This is a genomic window from Rhodovulum sp. YNF3179 (assembly GCF_050586465.1).
In the GTDB taxonomy this organism is placed as follows: Bacteria; Pseudomonadota; Alphaproteobacteria; order Rhodobacterales; family Rhodobacteraceae; genus CAJXYS01.
The window spans coordinates 20099-43655 of sequence record NZ_JBOCEG010000004.1 but is presented as its reverse complement, the minus strand read 5'-3'; the positions used below and the strand labels follow the sequence as shown (position 1 = coordinate 43655).

The window sequence follows — 23557 nt, the reverse complement described above, 5'->3', positions numbered from 1 at the left end:
ATTCGACCACCGGAATGGTCATTGCGTCGCGCTTAGACCCTCGGGCTGCCCGACCACCACGAAATGCAATTCATCCGGCTGCAGAAGCCGGGCGGCGACACGCTTCACGTCGTCGAGGGTCACCGCGTTCATCCGGTCGTTGCGGGTCTCGATATAGGTGATCGGGCGCCCCGCGAACTGCATGCCCGCCAGGATGCGCGCGATCGCCCCGTTGCCGTCGAACCGCAGCGGGTAGGCACCCGTGATGTATTTCTTCGCGGCCTCCAGTTCGTCGGCGCTGACGCCGTTCTCAGCCACGTCGGCCCATTGTTCGCGGACGAGCTGCACGGCTTCGGCGATGCTCTCATTGGCCGACGCGACCTGCCCCATCACCAGCGCTGCGTGTTCCATCGGCGCAAGGAAGCTGTAGACCCCGTAGGTCAAACCGCGTTTCTCGCGCAGTTCGGTCATCAGCCGCGACTGGAATCCGCCGCCGCCAAGAATCTGGTTCATGATATGAGCGGCGAAAAAGTCCGGGTCGGTTTCGTCCATGCCCGCATGTCCGAAGACGGCGACGGACTGCGGGGTCTCGAAGGGCACGACCGTCGTGCCGCCCGCAAGCTGCACCGCGACCTCGTCGGGCATCGGCGCGCCTTCCGCCGGCAGGTCGCCGAGCAGCCGGTCGAGCAGCGGGCCAAGCGCCTCGGCGGTGATGTCGCCGACAACGCCGACATACAACCGGTCGCGGGCGATCGTGGCGGCATGGGCGGCCAGGATGTCGTCGCGCGTCAGCGCCGTGACGCTTTCCCGCGTGCCGTCCGGCGCATGCCCGTAGGGATGATCGCCGAAGGCCAGCCGGTCAAAGGTGCGGTTGGCGATCGTGCGCGGATCCTTTTCATCCGAGGCGATGGTCGAGAGCACCTGTCCCCGCACGCGTTCCAGCGCCTGCGGATCGAAGCGCGGCGCCACCAGCGCCTTGCGCAACAACTCCAGGGACTGCTCGCGGTTCTCGGTCAGGAATCGTGCCGACACGCTGACGGAATCCATCCCCGAGTTGAAGCTGAAGCGCGCGGCCAGGTCCTGCCGGGCCTTCAGGAAGCCCTGCGCGTCGAGATCACCGGCCCCCTCCTCGAGTAGCGCGGTCATCAGGTTGACCGCCCCGCGGCGATCCGGTGCATCGAGGCTGGTGCCGCCTTTGAAGCGCAGTTCCAGCGCGGTGAAGGGGATGGAATGGTCCTCGACCAGCCAGGCGGTGATCCCCCCGGGCGAGGTCACTTCCTGGATGTCGACGGCCGCGCGCGCGGGCAGCGATGCGCCGACAACGAGAACGAAGGCCGCGATCCAGCGCATCATCATTGGGTCACCTCCTGGTCGGAGCGCATGATCCACCCGGTCACCGAGGCTTGCCGGTCGAAGACATCCTCGGCGGCGGCCAGGATCTCGTCGGCGGTGATGGATTGCAGCACCTCGGGCCAGGACTGGACGTCCTCGACGGTCAGACCGATGCTGAGCGCCGCGCCGTAGCGGCGGGCCAGCGACTGAAGGTTGTCCTGCTCGTAGATGAGCGCAGCCCGCATCTGCCCCTTCACCCGTTCCAGCTGCTCGGGGTCCACGCCCTCCGCCAGGAACGCCTGCAGGACCCGGTCGAGCGCCGCCTCCGCCTCTTCAAGCGAGACGCCGTCGGCCGGCACCACATACATGCCGAAGCGCGTGGGGTCGTAGCTCGTCGGGTTGTAATAGGCAGAGGTCGCGATGGCGATCTGCGCGTCCAGTTGCAGCTTTTCCCCAAGCACCGAGGTCAGCCCGCTGCCGCCCAGAAGGTCGGCCAGGATCGAAAGCGCGGCGGCCCGGCGCTGATCGCCGCTGTTCCGTTCGGGCGCGAGGTAGTTGCGCATCACATAGGGCTGCGCGACACGCGGGTCGCTGTAGCGCACACGCCGCTCGGCCAGGTGCGGCGGCTCGGCCGGGCGCACGCGCGGCGGCAGGTCGCCCGACGGCGCGATGGGGCCGTAATGGGCCTCGGCAAGTGTCCGAACCTCGGCCGGGTCGACATCGCCGGCCACGACCAGCGTCGCGTTGTTGGGGGCATAATAGGTGCGGTAGAAATCCAGCGCCTTTTCACGATCGAGTTCGGCGATCTCGGACCGCCAGCCGATTACCGGCCGGCCATAGGGATGGTTGAGATAAAGCGCCGCGCGCTGCTGCTCGGCGAAAAGCGCGTTGGGCTCGTTCTCCACGCGCTGGTTGCGTTCCTCCAGGATGACGCCGCGTTCGGTATCGGCGTGCTCTTCGGTCAGGGCCAGGTCGCGCATGCGGTCGGCCTCGAGTTCCATCATCAGGCCCAGGCGATCCGCGGCAACCCGCTGGAAATAGCCGGTGAAATCCGGCGCGGTGAACGCGTTGTGAGAGCCGCCATTGGCCTTGACGATCGCGTCGAAATCGCCCGGCGCCAGCTCGTCCGTGCCCTTGAACATCAGGTGCTCGAGGTAATGCGCGACGCCCGACAGGCCCGCGGGCTCGTCCGCGGCGCCGACGCGATACCAGACCATGTGGACGACCACCGGGGCGCGGTGATCCTCGATCACGACGGCCGTCATGCCGTTGTCGAGTTCGAAGGTGGTCACGTTCTCGGCCGCCATGGCCGAGAACGGCAGCAGCGCCAGCAGGACGGCGGCAATCCGGGCAATCATTGGTGGCGTCTCCCGTTGAAGGCTTCGGGTAGAAGATAATCGCGCAACGGCGCGTTCAACACTGTCTGACGCGGATGTGAGCCGTCATTCCGCCGGTTCGGGCGGCGCGGCGGGCGTGCGCACCCCGGCGCGGCGGAACCGCTCCAGCTCGGCGTAGCGGTCGAGCGACATGCGCCGGTAGGCCTTGTAATAGACATTCACGTTGAAAAGCCGCTCCAGCAGCCGGCCATTGTTGTCGCGCCGCCATTCGAGGTCTTCGCGCGCCAGGACCGTGCGGATATCGGGGGCCACGCCGAAGCGGGTCGCGTAGCTGACCAGCCCGCGTTCCGAGGCCGGCACGCCGTCGCGGCCGAGAACCGCGGGGCTGCCGCCCAGCGCGGCGACCGCGTCGGCCTCGGGCGTGGCATCGGCGCGGTTCGGCCCGCCGGGATTCGGCGCGGGCAGGGCGGCGTAGTCTTCGGGCATCTCCAGCGGCTTGTTGGGCACGATGCCGAACTCGTCAGGAGTGTCGGAGCTGAGGTTCATCAGAACCGGCGTCCGGTCGCCGCAGGCCGCCAGCGTCACCAGCAACCCGAGCCCAAGAACCAGCCCCTTGCGCACAGCCCTCATGCGGTCCTCCATCGATCCCTAGGCCGCAGGTTTAACGCAACTTCCACGGCCCGTCACCCGTTCTTCTCGGTCACGCCGAAGACCGCAAGCCCTATCGCGCCACCGAAGATTCCGACGTCGGCCAGGTTGAAGGCGTAGGGGTTGTCGATCCCGCAGCAGGACATGTTCAGGAAATCGGCAACCGCCCCGTAGAGCACGCGGTCGAGCGCGTTTCCGACCGCGCCGCCGGCGATGGCCCCGGCCAGGGCGCGGTCCAGCGGCCGCACGAGACGGGCCCGCGCCCACCAGATCAGCCAGCCCGACACGGCCAGCGCCAGCAGCATGAAGCCCCAGCGCACCAACTCCGCGTCGTCGGCGAAAAGGCCGAAATTGACGCCCCGGTTCCAACCCATGCGGAAATTGAGAAATGGCGGCAGGACGTCGATCGCCAGCCGATGCTTAAGGTCCATCAGGTGCACGATGACCAGCTTCGACCCCTGGTCGAGCGCGAAGACCAGTGCCGCCATGCCCCAGAACCAGCGCATCCCCGTCTCCTCAGTGCCGGAAATGGCGCATGCCGGTGAAGACCATGGCGAGCCCGGCCTCGTCGGCGGCCGCGATCACCTCCTCGTCGCGCATCGACCCGCCCGGCTGGATCACCGCCGTCGCCCCCGCCTCTGCCGCGGTCAGCAGCCCGTCGGCGAAGGGAAAGAAGGCATCCGAGGCCACGACGGACCCGACCGTCGGCGGCACTTCCATGTCCAGGGCCTCGGACATGTCGCGGGACTTGCGCGCGGCGATGCGGGTGGAGTCGACCCGGCTCATCTGGCCGGCGCCGACGCCCACTGTGGCGCCGCCCTTCACGTAGACGATGGCGTTCGACTTCACGTGCTTGGCCACGCGCCACGCGAACAGCATGTCGGCCATCTCCGACTCGCTGGGCGCGCGCCGGGTCACGACCTTCAGCGCCGCCGGGTCGAGCCGCCCGGTATCCTTGTCCTGCACGAGCAGGCCGCCCGCGACCTGCCGGAAGGCGGTCATCGGCGCCCCCGGATCGGGCAGGCCGCCCGTTGTCAGCAGGCGCAGGTTCTTCTTGGCGGCGAAGACCTCGCGCGCGGCGGCGTCGGCCTCCGGCGCGATCACCACCTCGGTGAAGATGCGCGCGATCTCCTCGGCGGTCTCGCGGTCGAGCGGCGCGTTCAGCGCCACGATGCCGCCGAAGGCCGAGGTCCGGTCGCAGTCATAGGCGCGGCGGTAGGCGTCGACCAGCGTCTCACCCCGGGCGACGCCACAGGGGTTGGCGTGCTTGATGATCGCGCAGGCCGGCCCCTCCGCCGGGTCGAACTCGGCCACCAGCTCGAAGGCGGCGTCGGTGTCGTTGATGTTGTTGTAGCTGAGGGCCTTGCCCTGCAGCTGCGTCGCGGTCGCCACGCCGGGGCGCGCGCTGCCGTCGGTGTAGAAGGCTGCCGCCTGGTGCGGGTTCTCGCCATAGCGCAAGGCCTGCGCGAGCGTGCCGGCAAAGGCGCGGCGGCGCGGCGCCGTCTCGCCCAGCGCGCCGGCCATCCAGTTCGACACCGCCGCGTCATAGGCCGCGGTGCGGGCATAGGCGGTCTGTGCCAGCCGCTGCCGGAAGGCGTATCCCGTCGCCCCGTCATTGGCGCCCATCTCCTCGAGCAGGGCGTCGTAATCCTCGACATCCACGACGACGTTGACGAAGGCGTGGTTCTTGGCCGCGGCCCGGATCATGGCCGGGCCGCCGATGTCGATGTTCTCGACACAGGTCTCGTAATCCGCGCCCTGCGCGACCGTCTGCTCGAACGGGTAGAGATTGACCACCAGCAGGTCGATCGCCCCGATGCCGTGGGTCTCCATCGCGGCGAGGTGGGCATCGTCGTCGCGCAACGCCAGGAGCCCGCCATGGACCATCGGGTGCAGCGTCTTGACCCGGCCATCCATCATCTCGGGAAAGCCGGTGATCTCGGCGACGTCCTTGACCGCGAGCCCCGCCTCGCGGATCGCGCGGGCCGTGCCCCCGGTCGAGACCAGCTCCACCCCGCGCTCGGCGAGTGCGCGGGCCAGGTCGGTCAGCCCGGTCTTGTCGGAAACGGATAGCAGCGCGCGGCGGACGGGCACGAGATCGGTCATGTCTCTCCTCGGGGTCGGTTCGGGTCTCGGTTCAGTGGACCGGTTCCTCGTCCTCCGCAAGGTCTCGCAACCCCGTCGGGGTCTCTTGCGCCTTGGCCAGGGACCAGTCCACTTGCGTCGCATAGTCCATCACGACGGAAGAGAGAACGATCTGTTTTGTCGCGCGGGGCTTCAGCCGCCCTTTCTCGAGATAGACGCTGGTCTCGAGCGACAGGGTCGCCTTGCCGTCATGGCGGAAAACCCAGACCTCGCCCGACTTCAGCGTCAGCGAGACCGCCGCGCCGCCCATGTCGAGCGTGGCGTCCACCTCGGGATGCAGGTGAAAGCGGATGTCGAAGGGCACACCGCGCAAGGCGGTACGGTCGAGAAGATGCTCGAAGCGGATGCGCTCGCCCTCGCCGAAGGCGCCGAGCGTGTCGGCCCCGGCAAGGTGACGGCCATCGCGCCCCAACTCCAGCCACCGCCGATGGGTCAGGCCGTGGCTCTGCACGTAGCCGTCATGGCTCGCGATAAGCTCGAACGCCTCGGGCCCGCTCATCTGCTGCGTCTCGACGCGGCGCGGCCGGTCGACCAGCAGTTCGCGGTAGCGGTTGCCCGTCCAGCCCGTGGGTCCGAGCCGCGACGAGGAGTAGCCGTCGACCACGACCGTCGAATGCGAGGGCGTCGCCCGCCCCGCACGCCGCCAGGCTTCGCCGAAACTGCCGCCTGCCCCGCAGTTGACGATGAGCGGCCGGCGCCCCGAGGTCACCTCGAAGGCCAGCGTGGAGGCGTGACCGTCATGGGAGGCTTCCGTCACCGGGGGCGGCGCGGCATCCATGATCAGGCTCGTCCGGCCGGCCGAGAGCCGCACGAAGCCCATCGCCGGGCCGCTGCGCGGACGGGGTCGCACCCGGGCCTCGGCCAGCGCATGGTCCAGCCGCCCGGGCGCGCCGCGCCCGCCGCCATGGAAACGGGCCAGCCCGCCATCACTGTGGCGCAGGGCGCGCAGCGTCGGCGCGATGCGGGAGATTGCCTCGAGATGGGCGGGATCGGCCGGCCGGTCCGCAGCGTCCAGCACGGCCGCGGCCCAGCTGAGCAGTGTGAAAACCTCCAGCAGCTCCTCCGGGTTGCGGGTCGGCAGGCCGCCCTCGGAATCGATCGACCGCCGGCACTCGGCGCCCAGCGCCCGGACGCCGGGCTTGACCAGCCGCTCCATGCCCTCCAGCGCGAGCCCGGCGGAAACCAGCCCGGCCGCGGCCTCGAAACGGGGCAGGCCCGGGCGCGAACTCTTCCAGCGGCGGTTGAGAAAACGCGCCTGGCGCGCAAGCGCCCGGAAATAGGCCTCGCGCGCACCGGCGTCCTGCCCCGCCATCAGGAACAGCGCGTGGTTGATCCAGCGGATCAGCCGGCGCCCGGCCAGTTCGGGCGTCCAGCCCGGCCCGCGCCCGGTGCCGTAACGCGCGATCCAGTCGGCAAGCCAGGACTGCGCCAGCCGGCGCGCCCGGCTGTCGCCCACCGCGGCCAGGTCGTCGAGCCACGCAAAGCTGTGAACCGCCTCGCGGAAAGGTTGGTCGGGCGGCTCGATCTGCCAGATCGACGCGCCCGGCGCCTCGAAGAGATGGCCCTCGAACATCAGGTTGCCGGCCAGCAGCTGACGCCCCCGATGCGGGCTGCCGATGCTGCGGGGCTCGGGCTGCGAGACGAAGGCCGTTGCGCCGCGCGACAGACCGGAGAGCCGCGCATGAAGCCGGGTCATGCCCTGTGACCATCTCTGCGCCAGCCCCACCGACGGGGCCGCGGCTGCCTGTTGGGTCGCCGCCATGGATCGCCTTGCCTGCCCTGTTGTGTTCTTGGGCCGCAGGATAGCCCGGCGCGCCCACCCTGTCACCGGTCCGGCGTCGCGGCACCGTCGGGGCGTGTCAGCCCTGCACCAGGCAGGCGATGTAGAACCCGTCCATTCCGCCCTGCTCGGCCCAGAAATCCGGGCGCAGGCGCAGCGCGCCGCCGGGCGCGGCGGCCTCCGCCGGCAAGCCCAGCGCGGACGGGTCGAGCGGCCGCTGTTCCAGCGCCGGATGACGCGCCAGCGCGGCCGCGATCTGGTCCTCGCCCTCGGCGGGCAGGAGCGAACAGGTGCAATAGACGAGCCGCCCGCCCGGCGCGAGCCAGCCGGCGGCTCGGTCCAGCAGCCGTGCCTGCAGGTCGGTCAGCGCCGCGATATCGCGCGGTTTCCGGACATGGGGCAGATCGGGATGCCGGCGGATGGTGCCCGTCGCGGTACAGGGCGCATCCAGCAGGATCGCATCCGGCGCGTCCGCCGGCGCCCAGTCCAGCGCGTCGGCCACGACCGTTTCCGCGGCAAGCCCCGTCCGCGCAAGGTTTTCCGCAACCCTTTCCATGCGCGGCCCCGAGATGTCGAGCGCCGTCACCCGCGCGCCGGCCGCGGCCAGCTGCATCGTCTTGCCGCCCGGTGCCGCGCAGAGATCGAGGACGGCCTGCCCCGCCACCGCGCCGAGACACCGTGCCGGGATCGCCGCGGCGGCATCCTGGATCCACCAGCGGCCCTCGGCGTAGCCGGGCCATTCGGACACCTGCCCGCCAGCCGCGCGGCGCAGGCTGCCCGTGGCCAACCGCGCGGCCCCGAGCGCCTTGGCCAGCGCGTCGGTCTCAGCGGCCGGTTTCAGGGTCAGGTCAAGCGGCGCGCCGGCCTCGTGCGCGGCCTCGATCGACAGGACGGCGGGCTTGCCCCAGGCGGTGACGAGGGGCTTGCGCAGCCAGCCCGGCAACCGCTCGGGGCCCGCCTCCGCCCAGGGTCCGGCACCGGTCTCCACCGCCCGGCGCAGCACGGCGTTCGCCAGCTTGGCGAGCCGGCCGGTCTTGCGGTCCGCCCGCATCAGCCGCACGCCGGTATCGACGGCGGCATGGACCGGCACGTGATCGTGGAAGTGCTCGACCACCGCCAGGCGCAGGACGTTGCGCGCCTTGAGCGGCGGGGGCTTGGCCAGGTGCGGCGACAGCACCGCGTCGGCCCGCCCGAGGTTGCGCAGGACGGTCAGTGCCAGCCGCTGCGCGCGGGCACGATCGGCGGGCACGAGCGCGTCGAGGCCCGGCATGGCGTCGCTCAGCATCTGGCCCTCGGCGAGGACGGCCTGCAACAGCCTCAGCGCGGCGCGGCGGGGGGCAAGCCCGGTGGATGGTTTGCGATCCTTGTCGGTCATCGGCGAAGCCGTATATCAAGGGGGGAACCCGCACAAGAAAGCGCGTGACATGACCGACGAGACAGAAACGACAAGGCCCGACCTGCCACCCGCGGCGCGCCGCGCGCTCGAGGAAGCCGCCGCGCGCAAGAAAGCTGCCCAGGAGGCGGCGCTGCCGCCCGAGCTGGCCGGGCGCGACGGACCCGAGCCAACCCGTTACGGGGATTGGGAAAAGAAGGGCATCGCCATCGATTTCTGAGCCCGCACAGGGCTCAGCGCAGGTTCAGGTTGGCCATGTCGCCCTGGCCACGTTCGCCGATGAAACGGATGCGCTGCCCGTCGGTCTGCACGATCTGGCAGTCGTTCTCGAAACTGCGGTCGCCCGCCTGCATCTCGCGGCAGAAGTAATTCCCCTGCCAGGCCCAGCGGCCGGTCACGTCGCGGCCGAAGGCCGACCCGTCGATCCCGCCCTCGGGCGTCACGCGAAGATTGACGAAGAGCGCCGAAAGCGTGCGCCCCTCGACGATCGACAGGAATTCGGACTTGCTGGTGACGCGCTGCAACTCGGCTGCTGCAACGGTGGGCAGGGCGGCGGCGAGGGCCGCGGCAAAGAGCATCGGTCGGATCATGTCTGCGTCCTCCTGCCCCCTATACGACGCAGAGGGCGAAGCGGATCACAAACCGAGCACGTCGAGCATGTCGTATTCCCCGGGCTTCCGGTCCTGCCCCCAGAGCGCCGCCTTGACCGCGCCCCGGGCGAAAAGCCTGCGGTCGCTGGCGACGTGACGCAGGACGATGCGCTCGCCTTCGCCCGCGAAGATCACGTCATGCTCCCCGACGATGTCCCCGCCCCGTATCGCGTGGAAGCCGATGGCACCGTGCGCGCGTTCGCCGGTCAGGCCGTCGCGGGCGCGGTCGGCCACGTCGTCCAGCCGAACGCCACGACCCTCAGCCGCGGCCTCGCCCAGCATCAGCGCGGTGCCCGAGGGCGCGTCGACCTTGTGGCGGTGGTGGGACTCGACCACCTCGATGTCGAAATCGGCATCGAGCGCCGCCGCGACCTGCCGGGTGACCTGGACCAGAAGATTGACGCCCAGGCTCATATTGCCGGCGCGCACGATCACGGCGTGGCGGGCGGCGGCGGCGATTTTCGCCAGGTCGTCCTCTGACAGCCCGGTGGTCCCGATCACGTGGGTGCAGCGCGCCTGCGCGGCCAGCGCGGCATGGTCCACCGTGGCCGCCGGCGCCGTGAAGTCGATCACCGCGTGGGCATGCGCGATCACCTCGAGCGGGTCGTCACTGACCGTGACTCCCATGGCGGCGGCGCCGAGACAGTCCCCGAGATCCCGCCCGATCCAGTCATGGCCCGTGCGTTCGGTCACGCCGGCCAGGTGGGCGGCGGGATTTTCCCGAACCGTGTCGATCAGCATCCGCCCCATGCGGCCGGAGGCGCCCATGACGGCTATCCCGGTGGTCTCGCGCATCGCCTTCTCCTCTCGCGTCTGGCACGGGTGTATCCGCTTGCGCGCAGCTTGGCAAAGCCCCGGTTGCAGCAGCGGGCGGCTTCGCTTATGTGGGCGCGACGAGGTGACCCCATGAGCAAGAAATCCTTCAACAGCGGTGCCGGCCCGTCGCAACGCCAGCTGCGCGTCGGCGAACTGATCCGGCGCACGCTCTCGGACGTGCTGAACCAGGGCGACGTGCACGACCCGGACCTGAACCGGATGTCGATCACCGTCGGCGAGGTGCGCACTTCGCCCGATCTGCGCGTCGCGACGGTCTTCGTGCTGCCGCTGGGCGGCGAGGGGCGCGACGCCGCGATCGAGGCGCTGAACCGCAATCGCGGCGAACTCCGGCGCCAGCTGAACCGGTCGCTCACGCTGAAGCATTCGCCGGAGCTGCGCTTCGCCATCGACGAAACCTTCGACCGGATGGACGAGACCCGTCGCCTGCTGGAAAGCGACGAGGTGCAGCGCGACCTCGAAGACGGCGACGACGGCGCGGTCTGACAGGACAACGGGGACGGGCATGGGACGGAAACGCTCGAAGGGTCGCGACATTTCCGGCTGGCTGGTGGTGGACAAGCCCGCCGGCGTGACGTCGAGCGCGGTGGTCAACAAGGCGCGCTGGGCTTTCGGCGCGAAAAAGGCCGGCCACGCGGGAACGCTCGACCCGATGGCGACCGGGGTGCTCGCCATTGCCTTCGGCGAGGCGACGAAGACCGTGCCCTATGTGACCGACGCGCTGAAGGCCTATCGTTTCACCGTCCGGCTCGGGCAGGCCACGAACACCGACGACGCCGAGGGCGAAGTGATCGAGGCTTCCGACACCCGCCCGACCGATGACGAGATCCGCGCCGCGCTGGTGCGGTTCCGGGGTGAGATCATGCAGGTGCCGCCGGCCTTCTCGGCGGTCAAGATCGACGGGGAGCGCGCCTACAAACGCGCCCGCGCCGGCGAGGACGTGGCGCTTGCGGCCCGCCCGCTCTGGGTCGAGGAGCTGGAACTCGTCGACCGGCCGGACGCCGATCATGCCGTGCTCGAGATGGTGTGCGGCAAGGGCGGCTACGTCCGCGCGATCGCGCGCGACCTCGGGGCGGCGCTGGGCTGTTGCGGCCACGTGGCCGCGCTGCGCCGGATCTGGTCCGGCCCGTTCGAGGCCGAGGACGGCATCGCCTTCGACCTGCTGGACGAACTGGCCAGGACACCGGAACTGGACGCGTATCTGCTGCCGCTCGAAACCGGGCTTGCCGATCTGCCGGAACTGCGCTGCACGCCCGAGGGCGCGGCGCGGCTCAGGAACGGCAACCCGGGCATGGTCCTGACGGCCGAGGCCGCGTATGGCGAAGAAGCCTGGGCAAGCTACGACGGCCACCCGGTCGCGATCGGGATCTACAAGGCGGGCGAGCTGCACCCCAGCCGGGTCTTCGCCCCGGGCGCATGATCGAACGCGCGCACCAGAAGGGCGACGCCCATTCCGTCGCCGTCTATTCCGACTGCGAACGCTACCGCTATGCGCTGACACGGGTCTGGGACCCTGATGGCACCCGGGCGCTCTTCGTGATGCTGAACCCCTCGACCGCGACCGAGGTTCAGAACGACCCCACGGTGGAGCGCTGCGAACGGCGGGCGCGGGCGCTCGGCTTCGGCGCGTTCCGGGTCTGCAACATCTTTGCCTGGCGCGAGACCGATCCTCGCAAGATGCGGGCGGCCGCCGATCCCGTCGGCCCCGGGAACGACGCCGCGATCCTCGAGGGGTGCGCCTGGGCCGACCGCATCGTCTGCGCCTGGGGCACGCACGGGGCGCATCTGGGGCGCGGCGCGGCGGTCGAGGCGCTGATGCGCCGCACCGGCCGGCCGCTTCATCACCTGGGCCTGACCAAGGACGGCCACCCGAAACACCCGCTCTATATCGGCTATGCCCGCCAGCCGGAGCGCTGGCGGAACGAAGGGGCCTGACAGGCGCGCCCGGATCGGTTGGAATGCAGCCTGCGAAGGCAGCGCGGGGCGTTGCTGCCGCCGGCGGCGCAGACGGGAAACGAGGAAGGAACGGCGATGCCGGTCATACCGGGCTTCACGCGGCGGCGAATCGATACCAACGGCATCACGCTCTCCGTGCAGGAGGCCGGAAACGGCGCGCCGCTCATCCTGCTGCACGGTTATCCGGAAACCGGAATGTGCTGGGGGAAGATCGCCGCGCGCCTGGCTGACCGGTTCCGGGTGCTCGTCCCCGACCTGCGGGGCTACGGCGAAAGCGACGCCCCCGACGACGACACGGCGCACAGCGTCTATTCCAAGCGCGAGATGGCCCGCGACATCGCCGGGCTCATCGACGCGGCCGGCCATGACCACGCCGCGGTGATCGGCCACGACCGCGGCGCGCGGGTGGCCTACCGGATGGCGCTCGACATGCCGGAAAAGGTCACCCGGCTCGGGCTGATCGAGATCGTCGCGACCGGCGATTTCTGGGAAGCCTGGAACGCCGAGATCGCGATGGCTGCCTATCACTGGACCTTCCTTGCCCAGCCCGCGCCGCTGCCCGAGCGCATGATCCGCGCCGATCCGACCGCCTATCTCGACTGGACGCTCTCCAGCTGGACCGCGGCGCAATCGCTCGATTGCTTTTCCGCCGCCGCGCTGGAAAGCTACCGGACACAGATGCGGGACCCCGCGCGGGTCGCGGCCATGTGCGCGGATTACCGCGCCGGCGCCACCACCGACCGGTGGCACGACGCGGCCGACCGCGCGGCGGGGCGTCGCATTCAGGCGCCGTTGCGCTATCTTTGGGCGGAGACGGGTTTCCCGGCCCGCACCGGGGATCCGCTGGCGCTGTGGCAAGCCTGGGCCGACCGCGTGACCGGTCGCCCCGTCGCGGGATGCGGGCATTTCGCGATGGAAGAGGCGCCCGACGCGGTGCTGGAAGCGTTCGCGGACTGGCGAACAGAAGAGGATGAGAGCGACGCATGACCAGCGAGCGCGACCGCGAAGAGGACCGTCTCTCCGGGCTGACCGACGAGATCGTGGCACTGCGCGTCGAGCTTGCGCGCCTCAACAGCCATCGTTTCATCCGCATCCAGAACTCGGCCTGGCGGTTGATCGGCATGCAGTTCGCGCGCGGACTCGCCTTCGGGCTGGGCTCGGTCGTCGGCGCGTCGCTGCTGGTCTCGGTCGTGGTCTTCCTGCTCTCGGAGATCGACTTCATCCCGATCATCGGCGACTGGGCCGCGCAGATCGCCCGCGAGGTCCAGCAACTCGAGCCGTGACTCCCCCCTTTTCTTCGCCGGGCTTTTCCCCTATACGGCCGCATCCGCCAGAGGGGCGGAGCCTCTCCACGGGCCTTGCTGGACGACATCCCGGCTTGCGCCATGAACACATGAAAGGAGACCCCGATGTCGATCACGACGGCTGAAAAGCAGGAACTGGTCAAGGAATTCGGCACCAAGGACGGCGACACCGGCTCGCCCGACGTCCAGGTCGCGATCCTGACCAAGCGCATCACGACGCTGACCGAGCACTTCAAGACCCACAAGAAGGACAAGCATTCCCGCCGTGGACTTCTGAAGCTGGTCGCCCAGCGCCGCAAGCTGCTCGACTATCTGCGCGGCAAGGACGAGGATCGCTACCGCGACCTGATCAAGCGCCTCGGCATCCGCCGCTGAGCGCCTGCGCGCACCGGACATCCGGAACGCCCGCGCCGCCTGGCGCGGGCGTTTTGCGTTGTGGCGGGCATTCGCGGCGCAGGTGGAACCCCGGCACCGTCGCGGGCCGGCAGATCACCGCCAAGAGGCGCGAACGCGGCGCCGTGATCCTGATCGCGGACGCGGCCCGCCGGCCCCGGCGGGGCAGATACGTGGCCTTTACCCGCCCGGTGCGAGTCCCGGCCGGCACGACCCGGGTTCGGCCTCCACGATGGCGAACGTCCAGGGGCTGAGCACCGTGTCCGGGTCCTCGAGCAAAACCTCCCCGACGGTCAGCGCCGACAGGGCCTTTTGCACCCCGTCCTCGTTGAGCGAGACATTCGCGCGGGAGATCAGGGAACTCAGCGTCCTGTTGGTGCTGTTCACCCCCCAGGAGCGGATCGCCATCTCGCCTCGCAGCTCGTTCTGGCTGGCCGCGACCGCTGCGGACAGCAGGCCGTCCAGCTCAAGGTTTCGCGTCCTCGAAACGATGTCCGCGGTCACCCGGACCCCGACGCCGACACGTTGCAGCCCGGCACCCGGATCCTCTGGCCGGCAGGGCTTGTTCGTGAAGGCGATCACGTATTTCTCGAGGCGATACTTTCCGCGACCGATCGAAGCCGACGATCCAAGGTAGCTCAGGCGCCCGTTCTCCTGCTGTTCGTAAAGCCTGGTCTCCGCCTGCACGATGGACAGCCGGTTCCGGATATCTTCCCGGCTACGGTCCGACCAGCATTCCCCGCCTTCGATGCAGCCGCCGTTTGCATCCCGCCAGTTCTGGACCGGCTCCACGAAAAGGGCATGATCGCCGCCCCGGGAAATCGGGAAGAAGCCTTTAGGCTGCACGCAGGCCGCCAGCAGCAGGGCCGTCAGGCCAAGAGGAAAGATCACTCTCATCACTCGCACTCACTCTCGTCGGGCCCGGCACATGTTCGGGCGTCTTCACCACAGGCGCGCGGATCGACACACAGCGGCAACCGCCGCGCCTGGCAGAAGCCTAGCAGGCCTGCACGCGGGCCGGTAGCGCCACATCCCGCTTTCCTCCGGCGCGCATTTCCTGTAAGCCGCGCGCATCTGAGACGTGAGGCCACGGCCCCCGGGCGCATACGTAGGATGAGGGGGCGGCGGCAATGGGGCCGCCAAGCAAACGGGAGAGCCGGAACGCCGGCCGCTTCCAGATAGGATACGCTAGATGTTCAAGACGACGAAACGTGAAATCGAATGGGGGCAGGATACGCTGACCCTCGAAACGGGCAAGATCGCCCGCCAGGCCGACGGCTGCGTGGTCGCCACCTATGGCGAAACCTCCGTGATGGCCGCCGTGACCTTCGCCAAGGAAGCGAAGGAAGGTCAGGATTTCTTCCCGCTGACCGTCCATTACCAGGAAAAATACTATGCCTCCGGCAAGATCCCCGGCGGCTTCTTCAAGCGCGAGGCGCGCCCGTCCGAGAAAGAGACGCTGACCGCCCGCCTGATCGACCGGCCGATCCGTCCGCTCTTCGTGGACGGCTTCAAGCACGAAGTGCTGGTCATGTGCACCGTGCTGAGCCACGACCTTGAAAACGACCCCGACATCGTGGCGATGATCGCGGCCTCGGCGGCGCTGACGCTGTCGGGCGTGCCGTTCCTCGGCCCGATCGCGGGCTGTCGCGTCGGCTTCGCCGATGGCGATTACGTGCTGAACCCGACCGTGGACGACATGGATCACCTGCGGTCCAACCCCGAGCAGCGTCTCGACCTGATCGTCGCCGGCACCAAGGACGCCGTGATGATGGTCGAGTCCGAGGCCTACGAGCTGTCCGAGGAAGAGATGCTGGGCGCCGTCCAGTTCGGCCACGAGCAGATGCAGCCGGTGATCGACATGATCGTCGACATGGCCGAAGACGCCGCGAACGAGCCGTTCGACTTCCAGCCGCCCGATTACAGCGCGCTCTACGACCGCGTGAAGGCGCTGGGCGAGGCGCCAATGCGCGCGGCCTTCGCGATCCAGGACAAGCAGGAACGCCAGACCGCCATTTCCGAGGCCCGCGCGGCCGTCAAGGCCGAGCTGACCGAGGACGAACTGGCCGACGCCAATCTCGGCGCGGCCTTCAAGAAGCTCGAATCCGCGATCCTGCGCGGCGACATCATCGAGGGCGGCGCCCGGATCGACGGGCGCGACAACCAGACCGTCCGCGCGATCGAGAGCGAGGTCGGCATGCTGCCGCGCACGCATGGCTCGGCGCTCTTCACCCGGGGCGAGACCCAGGCGCTGGTCGTCACCACGCTCGGCACCGGCGAGGACGAGCAGATCGTCGACGCGCTGCATGCCTCGTCGCGATCCAACTTCCTGCTGCACTACAACTTCCCGCCCTACTCGGTCGGCGAGGTTGGCCGCGTCGGCCCGCCGGGACGCCGCGAGATCGGCCATGGGAAGCTGGCATGGCGGGCGCTGCAAGCGGTGCTGCCGCCGACGACCGACTTCCCCTACACGATCCGCCTCGTCTCCGAGATTACCGAGTCGAACGGCTCGTCCTCCATGGCGACGGTCTGCGGCTCGTCGCTCAGCATGATGGATGCGGGCGTGCCGCTGAAGTCGGCGGTGGCCGGCGTGGCCATGGGCCTCATTCTCGAGGAAGACGGCCGCTTCGCCGTGCTGACCGACATCCTGGGCGACGAGGACCATCTCGGCGACATGGACTTCAAGGTCGCCGGCACCGAGGACGGCATCACCTCGCTGCAGATGGACATCAAGGTCGCGGGGATCACGCCCGAGATCATGCGCCAGGCGCTGGCGCAGGCCAAGGACGGCCGGATGCACATCCTGGGCGAGATGTCCAAGGCACTGTCCGAGGCGGGCGACTTCTCTGTCCATGCCCCGCGCATCGAGACCATGCAGGTCCCGACCGACAAGATCCGCGAAGTCATCGGTTCGGGCGGCAAGGTGATCCGCGAAATCGTCGAGGTGTCGGGCGCCAAGGTCGACATCAACGACGAGGGCATCATCAAGATCGCCTCGTCGGACGGCGAAGCCATCAAGAAGGCCCACGACATGATCCACGCGATCGTGGCCGAACCCGAAGTGGGCGAGATCTACACCGGCAAGGTCGTGAAGATCGTCGATTTCGGCGCCTTCGTGAACTTCTTCGGCAAGCGTGACGGGCTGGTCCATGTCAGCCAGATCGCCGACCGCCGGCTGAAGCATCCCTCCGACGCGCTCGAAGAGGGCCAGGAGGTCAAGGTCAAGCTGCTGGGCTTCGACGATCGCGGCAAGGTGCGCCTGTCGATGAAGGTCGTGGACCAGGAGACCGGCGAAGAGATCACCGAAGACGCGTAAGGCGCGCCACGCCGACACGAAAGAAAAAAGGCCCCGGAGCGTGATCTCCGGGGCCTTTCGCGTTCCGGGGATGCCGGGCTTACGCCGGCGCCTTGATCTTGCGGAGATAGGGGAAGACCTCTTCCACCTCGCCGAAGCGGTGCCTGGCATCCGCGGTCGAGACCGACAGCGCCACGATCATGTCGTCACCCTTGCGCCAGTCGGCCGGCGCGGCCAGGTCCTTGCCATCGGTGGCCTGGATCGCGTCGAGCGCCCGCAGGATCTCGTCGAAGTTGCGCCCGACCGACATCGGGTAGATCAGCATCAGCCGGATCTTCTTGTCCGGGCCGATGATGAAGGTCGTGCGCACGGTCGCGGTGTCGTTGGCGGTGCGCCCGTCGGGCAGGTAGGCCTCCGCCGGAAGCATGTCGTAGAGCTTGGCGATGTCCAGCCCGTCGTCGGCGATGATCGGGAAGGTCATGTCGGCCTTGCCGTAGCTCTCGACGTCGGCCTTCCATTTCAGGTGTTCGGCCACCGGATCGACGGAGATGCCGATCACCTTGGTGTTGCGCCTGGCGAATGCCTCGGAGAGGTTCGCGGCGGCGGCGAACTCGGTGGTGCAGACCGGCGTGAAGTCCTTGGGATGGCTGAACAGGACGGCGTAGCCATCGCCGATCCAGTCATGGAAATCAATGTTCCCCTCGGTGGTGTCCGCGGTGAAGTTCGGGGCGACGTCGTTGATACGCAGGGCCATGAAATCCTTCCTCTTGGGGCATGCGGGATGTGCGACTCGTGGGTCATAGGTATCCAGCGCTGCATCTGCATGAACCCCCCGCCTTGCGGAAACCGGGGCCCGGTGACAGAGTGTCGCGCGACCAGACCAGAAGGGGACGGACCATGCTCGAGAAACGGGACTTCTATATCGGCGGGGAATGGACGGCGCCGGCCGCAGGCAGCGATTTCGAGGTGATCGACCCCTCGACCGAAGATGCCTTCGCGGTGATCTCGCTCGGCGGCCAGGCCGATACCGACCGGGCCGTGGCCGCGGCGCGCGACGCCTTTCCCGGCTGGATGGAAACGCCGCCGGCCGACCGGATCGCTGTGCTGGAACGGCTCTACGACGTCTACAAGTCCCGGATGGACGAAATGGCCGCCGTCATCAGCCGCGAGATGGGCGCCCCGATCGACATGGCCAAGGCCCAGCAGGCACCGGCCGGGCTTGGCCATATCAAGAATTTCATCCGCGCCGCGCGCGACTTCGCGTTCGAGCGCCCGCTCGGCCCGCATGCGCCCGATGACCGCATCCTGATGGAACCCGTCGGCGTCTGCGGCCTGATCACGCCCTGGAACTGGCCGATGAACCAGGTCACGCTCAAGGTGATCGCGGCGATGGCGGCGGGCTGCACCATGGTCCTCAAGCCCTCCGAGATCGCGCCGCTCTCGTCGGCGCTCTTCGCCGAGATGGTCGACGCCGCCGGGTTCCCGCCCGGGGTCTTCAATCTGGTCAACGGCGACGGGCCCGGCGTGGGCACGCAGCTCTCGGCCCATCCGGATGTCGACATGATCTCCTTCACCGGCTCGACCCGCGCCGGGATCGCGATCTCGAAAACCGCGGCGGACACGCTGAAACGGGTCCACCTGGAACTGGGCGGCAAGGGCGCCAACCTGGTCTTCGCGGATGCCGATGAAAAGGCGGTCAAGCGCGGCACGCTGCATTGCTTCAACAATACCGGGCAAAGCTGCAACGCGCCGACCCGCATGCTGGTCGAGGCCAGCGCCTACGAACAGGCGGTGGAAACCGCGCGCGCGGTGGCCGAGAAGATGGCCGTCGGCCCCGCCGACGCCGAGGGTCGCCACATGGGCCCGGTGGTCAGCCAGGCCCAGTTCGACAAGGTGCAGGACCTGATCCAGAAGGGCATCGACGAGGGCGCGCGCCTGGTGGCCGGCGGCCCCGGCCGCCCCGAGGGGTTCAATCGCGGCTGGTTCGTCCGCCCCACGGTCTTTGCGGATGTCACCAACGACATGACCATCGCGCGCGAGGAGATCTTCGGCCCCGTGCTCTCGATCATGCCCTTCGAGACCGAGGAAGAGGCCATCGCCATCGCCAACGACACGCCCTACGGGCTGACCAACTACGTCCAGAGCGCGGACGCGGCCCGCCGCAACCGCGTGGCACGGCGGCTCCGGTCGGGCATGGTGGAAATGAACGGCCAGCCCCGCGGCGCCGGCAGCCCCTTCGGCGGCATGAAGGCCAGCGGCAACGGCCGCGAAGGCGGCGTCTGGGGCATCGAGGACTTCCTCGAGGTCAAGGCCGTCAGCGGCTGGGGCGGGGCGTGACCGCCCCCGTCCAAGTGGCCCAAATATCCCCCGCGCGGCGCGCATGAAATCCGGCGCCGCAGGCGCCGTCAGCCCCCGCCGCCAGAGAAGTCGTAGCGGAAATTGCAGTGACTCGCGCCGCCCAGGATGGTCTGGGTGCGGCTCAGCCGCGCCCCGGGATTGAACCCCTCGATCAGGGCGAAATCCCGGTTGCAGGACAGCACCGCGCCCAGCTCCTCGATCCCGAGCGCGCGGTAAAGCTCGGCATAGCGGCAGCGCGTGACGTTGAAGGACAGCGTCTCGTCGGTCTGCTCGAGAACCTCGATCTCCAACGCGTCGTCGCGCGTCCAATGCTGCAGCGTCTCGAGAAACGCCTCCGGCCCGTCACCGTACCGCTCCGACAGCGCCGCGCCCTGGTCCTGCGCGATCTTCACCACCGTGTCGCGCACCACCTCCAGCACCGCGTCCCGGCCGAAGCGATCGGCCAGCGCCTCGACGATCGGCGCGACGATCCGGGCCTCGGTCTCGCGGCGGGTCAGGACGCCAAGCGTCTCGGTCAGGCGGTCGGGGGGCGGGGGTGGGCTGTCATCCGTCATGGGGCCAGTCTAGGCGCCGGGCCTCAGAACGGGCAAGGGGCCGAGAAGCTCATGCCCACGCCGCCATCAGGATGGCGCAGCCGCAGGCTCTCGGCATGGAGCTGCAGCCGGTCGGCGGCCGTCAGCGCCGCGCCGCTGGCGTAGAGCGGATCGCCCAGGATCGGGTGGCCGATCTCCTTCATGTGGACGCGCAACTGGTGGCTGCGCCCGGTTTTCGGAAACAGCCGCAGCCGTGTCGCGTCCGCCTCGCGCCTGACCACGCGCCACGTGGTCTCGGCGGGCTTGCCGGCATCGAAATCGACCTTCTGGCGCGGGCGGTTCGGCCAGTCGACGATCAGCGGCAGCGCGACCGTGCCGGTTTTCTCGACCACATGCCCCCGGACCCGCGCCACGTAAACCTTGCGGACATGGCGCCGTTCGAACTGAAGCCCGAGATGGCGCTGTGCCGCGCGCGTCAGCGCGAAGACCATGACGCCGGAGGTATCGAGATCCAGCCGGTGCACCAGCAGCGCCTCGGGGAAGGCCGCCTGCACGCGGGCCAGCAGGCAGTCGGCCATGTGCGCCCCGCGTCCCGGCACCGACAGCAGCCCGGCCGGCTTGTCGACCAGCAGCAGGTGGCTGTCGCGGTGGATCACGTCGGGCGCGCCCGGTGGCGGATCGTAGACGAAATCGTTCATCGGCGCCCGGGATAGCATGGCGGAGGCCGGGGGAAACCCCCCCGGCGCCTCAATACTCGTCGAGATGCGGCAGGCCGTCGGCGCCGATCTCGTAATAATCGCCTTTCCAGCGCGTGAAGATGTGCTTCTCGAGCGTCAGCCCCGTGGGCGCCTCCAGCGCGCCGCCGGAGACCGAGATCCTGTCGTCGCCGTCCATCTCCCAGAACAGCGTCGCGCCGCAGCGGCTGCAGAACCCCCGCCGGGCGAAATCGCTCGACCGGTACCAGGCCAGGCCCGTCTCGGCGGTAAGCCGCATCCGGTCCCGCGGCACCTCCGTCGAGGCCCAGAAATGGCCCGAAACCTTGCGGCATTGGCCGCAATGGCAGGCGGTCACGGGTCGGGCCGGACCCTCGATCTCGAAGGCCACGGCCCCGCAAAGACAGCTCCCCGTCAGCATCTTCTCCTCCTCGATGCGGTTGCCGCTCCAGACTGCCCCAGCGCGGCCGCGATGCAAATTCATTTCGGCGGGCCATCGGGGGGTGTCTCGGCTATGCTGGCCGGGCCATGACCCGGAGGCGCGCCGCCATGAACCCGAACCGCCAGCTGATCGACCGCATCCAGGCCCTCGAGGAGGACCTGGAGCGGGAATTCGCCGCCCGGCGCCGCCAGTTCGCCTACCGGCTGGAGCGCGGCCGCGTGATCTTCGAGGACTCGGTACGACAAAGCCATCACGGCTTTCGCCGCGGGCTGCGCGACTACCTGCGCCATCCCAAGCCGCTGGTGGTCCTGACCGCCCCGCTGATCTACGGCCTGATCGTGCCGCTGGTCCTGCTGGATCTCTGCGTGACGGTCTACCAGCTGGTCTGCTTCCGGGTCTACCGCGTCCCGCGGGTCCGCCGCGGCGACTACATCGTCATCGACCGCCAGCATCTCGGCTATCTTAACGCGCTGGAAAAACTCAACTGCGCATATTGCGGCTATGCAACCGGCCTCATCGCCTATGTCCGCGAAATCGCCGCACGGACCGAACAGTTCTGGTGCCCGATCAAGCATGCCCGCCGGGTCGAGGGCATCCATTCCCGCTATCCAGGTTTCGCCGAATACGGCGATGCCGCGGCCTACCACCAGGAGCTGGAAGAGTTGCGCGCGGCGCTGCGGACCCGGCGCGACTGACCCGACCGGCAGGGTTCCGCTAGCGGCCCGGCTATCGGTTTTACATTGCCGATGCGCGGCGTTAGGCCCGGCGCCAATCGAGCAACACCGAAAAACATCAAGGAGTCACATGCTCAACCGACGTGTGCTGCTGCGCGGCGGGCTCGCCGCTGCGGCCTCTACCCTCTCGAGCCCGGCGCTGGCCGGGACCGACTACAAGCTCCATCTTCTGCGTGAACGCACCGGCGAGGTGTTTCACGGCGTCTATATCCGCGATACCTTCTTCGGCGGCCCGAAAGTCGACCCGGATGCCCTGCCGGAGATCGACTGGATCCTGCGCGACATCCTGACGGATGCCACCCGGCGGATGGATCCGGACCTGCTGTTGCTGGCGCTGCGCATCCAGGTTCGGACAGGCGGTGCGCCGCTCGTCGTCACATCGGCCTTCCGAACGGAGTCCACCAATGCGCGGGTCGGCGGCGCCCCGCAAAGCCGCCACATCACGGCCCAGGCGCTCGACATCAAGATCGCGGGCAAGAGCACGACCGACATCGCCGCCATTGCGCGGGAAGCCGGCGCCGGGGGCGTCGGGCGCTACCCGCGGCGGGGCTTCGTGCATGTCGATACCGGGATGCGACGCGACTGGGTCGGCTAAGCCGCGCTCAGGCCCACCAATCCGCGCTCTGCATCTCGCGCAGCCGCGACGCCGTGCGCTCGAACTCGAACGAGCCTTCGCCCTCGACGTAGAGCCGCTCGGGCACGGCCGCGGCCGAAGCCACCAGTCGCACCTTCGCCTCGTAGAGCGCATCGACCAGCGTCACGAAGCGCTTGGCCTCGTTGAAGTTCGACCGCGAGAGTTGCGGGATGCCGTGCAGGATCAGCACCCGGACCGCGCCCGCGATGGCAAGGAAATCGGCCGGCCCGTGCGCCTGGCCGCACAGGTCCCAGAAACTGGCCCAGCCGACGCCGTTGCGGAACGCGGGCAGCACCACCTCGCGGCCCTTCACCGGCAGGTGCAGCGGGTCCCCCGGACCGCCCGCGAACTCGTCCCAGATCGTGGCGAGGGCGCGCCGGGCACGTTCGTCGGCCGGCGTGAAATAGACCTGACCGCCGGCCAGCCGGTCCTGGCGATAGTCGTTCGGGCTGTGCAGGTGATGGATTTCCAGCCGTGCGTTCAGCATGTCGATGAAGGGCAGAAAGAGCTGCCGGTTCAGCCCGTCCTTGTAGAGATCCTCGGGCGGCCGGTTCGACGTTGTCACGACCGCCACCCCGGCCTCGAACAGCTTCTCGAAGAGACGGCCGACGATCATCGCGTCGGTGATGTCCGTGATCTGCATCTCGTCGAAGCAGAGCAGCCGCACGCGGTCGGCCACCTCGGCGGCCACGGGGGCGATGGCGTCGTCCGCACCGGTCTTGCGGATCTCGTGCAGGCGCGCATGGATCTCCTGCATGAAGGCGTGGAAATGGACCCGCCGCTTGGCCTCGACATGCGTCTCGTCGAAGAAGAGATCCATCAGCATCGACTTTCCGCGCCCGACGCCCCCCCAGATGTAGAGCCCCGTCGGCGCGTCGGCCGGTGCCTTGCGGAAAAGCCCCTTGAGAAAGCCGCCCCCGGAGGCCGCGCGCTGCGCCTCCAGCGTCTCGCGGATGGCCTCCAGCCGATGGAGCACGGCGATCTGCTCGGGATCGTAGCGCAGCCTGTCCGCCGCGACCCGGGCTTCGTAGACCTCTTCCAGCGTTTGCGGCATGGCACCCCTCGTTCGACCGGCGCGGACCATAACGGGCGCTTGC

Annotated in this window: 26 protein-coding genes; 11 read left to right on the top strand and 15 right to left on the bottom strand. The window is 69.1% G+C overall.

Annotated elements, in window-relative coordinates; all coding sequences use genetic code 11:
• Window positions 1–18: 18 nt before the first annotated feature.
• From ACQ5SP_RS07920 to ACQ5SP_RS07890, 7 genes are all read right to left on the bottom strand, one after another.
• Window positions 19–1335 (bottom strand): M16 family metallopeptidase, encoded by a 1317-nt coding sequence (locus ACQ5SP_RS07920; RefSeq protein ID WP_430937826.1) that lies wholly within the window; start codon window positions 1333–1335, stop codon window positions 19–21.
• Window positions 1332–2669: a M16 family metallopeptidase gene (locus ACQ5SP_RS07915; protein WP_430937825.1), complete on the bottom strand. Its 1338-nt coding sequence runs from the start codon at window positions 2667–2669 to the stop codon at window positions 1332–1334. The genes ACQ5SP_RS07920 and ACQ5SP_RS07915 overlap by 4 nt, the downstream gene beginning before the upstream one ends.
• Window positions 2670–2753: 84 nt before the next feature.
• Window positions 2754–3278, bottom strand: coding sequence for a DUF3035 domain-containing protein (locus ACQ5SP_RS07910; RefSeq protein ID WP_430937824.1), 525 nt, complete (start codon window positions 3276–3278; stop codon window positions 2754–2756).
• Window positions 3279–3331: 53 nt separating this feature from the next.
• Entirely contained in the window at window positions 3332–3802 is a 471-nt protein-coding gene (gene lspA / locus ACQ5SP_RS07905) for a signal peptidase II (RefSeq protein ID WP_430937823.1), read from the bottom strand.
• 10 nt (window positions 3803–3812) lie between these two features.
• Window positions 3813–5402 carry a bifunctional phosphoribosylaminoimidazolecarboxamide formyltransferase/IMP cyclohydrolase gene (gene purH / locus ACQ5SP_RS07900; RefSeq protein ID WP_430937822.1) on the bottom strand — a complete coding sequence of 530 codons (1590 nt, stop codon included), beginning with the start codon at window positions 5400–5402 and terminating at the stop codon, window positions 3813–3815.
• A gap of 31 nt (window positions 5403–5433) precedes the next feature.
• A complete protein-coding gene (locus ACQ5SP_RS07895) occupies window positions 5434–7203 on the bottom strand; it encodes a heparinase II/III family protein (RefSeq protein ID WP_430937821.1) in 1770 nt (589 codons plus the stop codon).
• 97 nt (window positions 7204–7300) lie between these two features.
• On the bottom strand, window positions 7301–8596 hold the full coding sequence (locus ACQ5SP_RS07890) for an RsmB/NOP family class I SAM-dependent RNA methyltransferase (protein WP_430937820.1): 1296 nt from the start codon (window positions 8594–8596) through the stop codon (window positions 7301–7303).
• A 49-nt stretch (window positions 8597–8645) separates the two neighbouring features.
• On the opposite strand from ACQ5SP_RS07890, the gene ACQ5SP_RS07885 reads away from it, so the two are divergent.
• Window positions 8646–8834: a DUF1674 domain-containing protein gene (locus tag ACQ5SP_RS07885; protein ID WP_430937819.1), complete on the top strand. Its 189-nt coding sequence runs from the start codon at window positions 8646–8648 to the stop codon at window positions 8832–8834.
• A 13-nt stretch (window positions 8835–8847) separates the two neighbouring features.
• On the opposite strand, the gene ACQ5SP_RS07880 is transcribed toward ACQ5SP_RS07885, so the two are convergent.
• On the bottom strand, window positions 8848–9204 hold the full coding sequence (locus ACQ5SP_RS07880; RefSeq protein ID WP_430937818.1) for a dihydrodipicolinate reductase: 357 nt from the start codon (window positions 9202–9204) through the stop codon (window positions 8848–8850).
• A gap of 45 nt (window positions 9205–9249) precedes the next feature.
• Complete coding sequence (gene dapB / locus ACQ5SP_RS07875; RefSeq protein WP_430937817.1) at window positions 9250–10059, bottom strand: 4-hydroxy-tetrahydrodipicolinate reductase; 810 nt, start codon at window positions 10057–10059, stop codon at window positions 9250–9252.
• A gap of 111 nt (window positions 10060–10170) precedes the next feature.
• Here dapB and rbfA point away from each other — a divergent pair, with 111 nt between their 5' ends.
• The 6 genes from rbfA (at window position 10171) to rpsO (ending at window position 13733) form a co-directional block, all read left to right on the top strand.
• A complete protein-coding gene (rbfA, locus tag ACQ5SP_RS07870; protein ID WP_430937816.1) occupies window positions 10171–10584 on the top strand; it encodes a 30S ribosome-binding factor RbfA in 414 nt (137 codons plus the stop codon).
• 19 nt (window positions 10585–10603) lie between these two features.
• Complete coding sequence (truB, locus tag ACQ5SP_RS07865) at window positions 10604–11518, top strand: tRNA pseudouridine(55) synthase TruB (RefSeq protein ID WP_430937815.1); 915 nt, start codon at window positions 10604–10606, stop codon at window positions 11516–11518.
• A complete protein-coding gene (locus ACQ5SP_RS07860) occupies window positions 11515–12033 on the top strand; it encodes a DUF1643 domain-containing protein (RefSeq protein ID WP_430937814.1) in 519 nt (172 codons plus the stop codon). The genes truB and ACQ5SP_RS07860 overlap by 4 nt, the downstream gene beginning before the upstream one ends.
• A 96-nt stretch (window positions 12034–12129) precedes the next feature.
• The gene (locus tag ACQ5SP_RS07855) at window positions 12130–13041 is read left to right on the top strand and encodes an alpha/beta fold hydrolase (protein ID WP_430937813.1); all 912 of its coding nucleotides are present in this window, start codon (window positions 12130–12132) and stop codon (window positions 13039–13041) included.
• Window positions 13038–13337 carry a DUF5665 domain-containing protein gene (locus ACQ5SP_RS07850; protein WP_430937812.1) on the top strand — a complete coding sequence of 100 codons (300 nt, stop codon included), beginning with the start codon at window positions 13038–13040 and terminating at the stop codon, window positions 13335–13337. The genes ACQ5SP_RS07855 and ACQ5SP_RS07850 overlap by 4 nt, the downstream gene beginning before the upstream one ends.
• Before the next feature lie 126 nt (window positions 13338–13463).
• On the top strand, window positions 13464–13733 hold the full coding sequence (rpsO, locus tag ACQ5SP_RS07845; RefSeq protein WP_430937811.1) for a 30S ribosomal protein S15: 270 nt from the start codon (window positions 13464–13466) through the stop codon (window positions 13731–13733).
• A 198-nt stretch (window positions 13734–13931) separates the two neighbouring features.
• On the opposite strand, the gene ACQ5SP_RS07840 is transcribed toward rpsO, so the two are convergent.
• Entirely contained in the window at window positions 13932–14657 is a 726-nt protein-coding gene (locus ACQ5SP_RS07840) for a hypothetical protein (protein ID WP_430937810.1), read from the bottom strand.
• Between the two features lie 286 nt (window positions 14658–14943).
• Between ACQ5SP_RS07840 and pnp the strand changes: the two genes are divergently transcribed.
• A complete protein-coding gene (gene pnp / locus ACQ5SP_RS07835) occupies window positions 14944–17067 on the top strand; it encodes a polyribonucleotide nucleotidyltransferase (protein WP_430937809.1) in 2124 nt (707 codons plus the stop codon).
• 79 nt (window positions 17068–17146) lie between these two features.
• Here pnp and ACQ5SP_RS07830 read toward each other — a convergent pair whose 3' ends face one another.
• Window positions 17147–17800, bottom strand: coding sequence for a peroxiredoxin (locus tag ACQ5SP_RS07830; protein WP_430937808.1), 654 nt, complete (start codon window positions 17798–17800; stop codon window positions 17147–17149).
• Window positions 17801–17943: 143 nt separating this feature from the next.
• On the opposite strand from ACQ5SP_RS07830, the gene ACQ5SP_RS07825 reads away from it, so the two are divergent.
• Window positions 17944–19383 carry an aldehyde dehydrogenase family protein gene (locus ACQ5SP_RS07825; RefSeq protein WP_430937807.1) on the top strand — a complete coding sequence of 480 codons (1440 nt, stop codon included), beginning with the start codon at window positions 17944–17946 and terminating at the stop codon, window positions 19381–19383.
• A gap of 68 nt (window positions 19384–19451) precedes the next feature.
• On the opposite strand, the gene ACQ5SP_RS07820 is transcribed toward ACQ5SP_RS07825, so the two are convergent.
• The 3 genes from ACQ5SP_RS07820 to ACQ5SP_RS07810 are packed head-to-tail and all read right to left on the bottom strand — an operon-like array spanning window position 19452 to window position 21071.
• Window positions 19452–19958 (bottom strand): L-2-amino-thiazoline-4-carboxylic acid hydrolase, encoded by a 507-nt coding sequence (locus tag ACQ5SP_RS07820; RefSeq protein WP_430937806.1) that lies wholly within the window; start codon window positions 19956–19958, stop codon window positions 19452–19454.
• A gap of 23 nt (window positions 19959–19981) precedes the next feature.
• Window positions 19982–20653 carry a pseudouridine synthase gene (locus ACQ5SP_RS07815; protein ID WP_430937805.1) on the bottom strand — a complete coding sequence of 224 codons (672 nt, stop codon included), beginning with the start codon at window positions 20651–20653 and terminating at the stop codon, window positions 19982–19984.
• A 31-nt stretch (window positions 20654–20684) separates the two neighbouring features.
• Window positions 20685–21071: a GFA family protein gene (locus tag ACQ5SP_RS07810; RefSeq protein WP_430937804.1), complete on the bottom strand. Its 387-nt coding sequence runs from the start codon at window positions 21069–21071 to the stop codon at window positions 20685–20687.
• Between the two features lie 107 nt (window positions 21072–21178).
• Between ACQ5SP_RS07810 and ACQ5SP_RS07805 the strand changes: the two genes are divergently transcribed.
• Window positions 21179–21787 carry a hypothetical protein gene (locus ACQ5SP_RS07805; protein WP_430937803.1) on the top strand — a complete coding sequence of 203 codons (609 nt, stop codon included), beginning with the start codon at window positions 21179–21181 and terminating at the stop codon, window positions 21785–21787.
• Window positions 21788–21896: 109 nt separating this feature from the next.
• Complete coding sequence (locus ACQ5SP_RS07800) at window positions 21897–22421, top strand: YcbK family protein (protein ID WP_430937802.1); 525 nt, start codon at window positions 21897–21899, stop codon at window positions 22419–22421.
• A gap of 7 nt (window positions 22422–22428) precedes the next feature.
• On the opposite strand, the gene zapE is transcribed toward ACQ5SP_RS07800, so the two are convergent.
• Window positions 22429–23514 carry a cell division protein ZapE gene (zapE, locus tag ACQ5SP_RS07795; protein ID WP_430937801.1) on the bottom strand — a complete coding sequence of 362 codons (1086 nt, stop codon included), beginning with the start codon at window positions 23512–23514 and terminating at the stop codon, window positions 22429–22431.
• Window positions 23515–23557 lie beyond the last annotated feature (43 nt).

Coding starts and splice junctions, on each gene's coding strand:
- ACQ5SP_RS07825 (WP_430937807.1), top strand. CDS start 17,944: ATGCTCGAGAAACGGGACTTCTATATCGGCGGGGAATGGACGGCGCCG.
- ACQ5SP_RS07860 (WP_430937814.1), top strand. CDS start 11,515: ATGATCGAACGCGCGCACCAGAAGGGCGACGCCCATTCCGTCGCCGTC.
- ACQ5SP_RS07855 (WP_430937813.1), top strand. CDS start 12,130: ATGCCGGTCATACCGGGCTTCACGCGGCGGCGAATCGATACCAACGGC.
- ACQ5SP_RS07810 (WP_430937804.1), bottom strand. CDS start 21,071: ATGCTGACGGGGAGCTGTCTTTGCGGGGCCGTGGCCTTCGAGATCGAG.
- zapE (WP_430937801.1), bottom strand. CDS start 23,514: ATGCCGCAAACGCTGGAAGAGGTCTACGAAGCCCGGGTCGCGGCGGAC.
- ACQ5SP_RS07805 (WP_430937803.1), top strand. CDS start 21,179: ATGACCCGGAGGCGCGCCGCCATGAACCCGAACCGCCAGCTGATCGAC.
- dapB (WP_430937817.1), bottom strand. CDS start 10,059: ATGCGCGAGACCACCGGGATAGCCGTCATGGGCGCCTCCGGCCGCATG.
- ACQ5SP_RS07830 (WP_430937808.1), bottom strand. CDS start 17,800: ATGGCCCTGCGTATCAACGACGTCGCCCCGAACTTCACCGCGGACACC.
- truB (WP_430937815.1), top strand. CDS start 10,604: ATGGGACGGAAACGCTCGAAGGGTCGCGACATTTCCGGCTGGCTGGTG.
- ACQ5SP_RS07815 (WP_430937805.1), bottom strand. CDS start 20,653: ATGCTATCCCGGGCGCCGATGAACGATTTCGTCTACGATCCGCCACCG.
- ACQ5SP_RS07910 (WP_430937824.1), bottom strand. CDS start 3,278: ATGAGGGCTGTGCGCAAGGGGCTGGTTCTTGGGCTCGGGTTGCTGGTG.
- rpsO (WP_430937811.1), top strand. CDS start 13,464: ATGTCGATCACGACGGCTGAAAAGCAGGAACTGGTCAAGGAATTCGGC.
- ACQ5SP_RS07850 (WP_430937812.1), top strand. CDS start 13,038: ATGACCAGCGAGCGCGACCGCGAAGAGGACCGTCTCTCCGGGCTGACC.
- ACQ5SP_RS07800 (WP_430937802.1), top strand. CDS start 21,897: ATGCTCAACCGACGTGTGCTGCTGCGCGGCGGGCTCGCCGCTGCGGCC.
- ACQ5SP_RS07915 (WP_430937825.1), bottom strand. CDS start 2,669: ATGATTGCCCGGATTGCCGCCGTCCTGCTGGCGCTGCTGCCGTTCTCG.
- ACQ5SP_RS07920 (WP_430937826.1), bottom strand. CDS start 1,335: ATGATGATGCGCTGGATCGCGGCCTTCGTTCTCGTTGTCGGCGCATCG.
- ACQ5SP_RS07885 (WP_430937819.1), top strand. CDS start 8,646: ATGACCGACGAGACAGAAACGACAAGGCCCGACCTGCCACCCGCGGCG.
- ACQ5SP_RS07895 (WP_430937821.1), bottom strand. CDS start 7,203: ATGGCGGCGACCCAACAGGCAGCCGCGGCCCCGTCGGTGGGGCTGGCG.
- pnp (WP_430937809.1), top strand. CDS start 14,944: ATGTTCAAGACGACGAAACGTGAAATCGAATGGGGGCAGGATACGCTG.
- ACQ5SP_RS07820 (WP_430937806.1), bottom strand. CDS start 19,958: ATGACGGATGACAGCCCACCCCCGCCCCCCGACCGCCTGACCGAGACG.
- purH (WP_430937822.1), bottom strand. CDS start 5,402: ATGACCGATCTCGTGCCCGTCCGCCGCGCGCTGCTATCCGTTTCCGAC.
- lspA (WP_430937823.1), bottom strand. CDS start 3,802: ATGCGCTGGTTCTGGGGCATGGCGGCACTGGTCTTCGCGCTCGACCAG.
- rbfA (WP_430937816.1), top strand. CDS start 10,171: ATGAGCAAGAAATCCTTCAACAGCGGTGCCGGCCCGTCGCAACGCCAG.
- ACQ5SP_RS07890 (WP_430937820.1), bottom strand. CDS start 8,596: ATGACCGACAAGGATCGCAAACCATCCACCGGGCTTGCCCCCCGCCGC.
- ACQ5SP_RS07880 (WP_430937818.1), bottom strand. CDS start 9,204: ATGATCCGACCGATGCTCTTTGCCGCGGCCCTCGCCGCCGCCCTGCCC.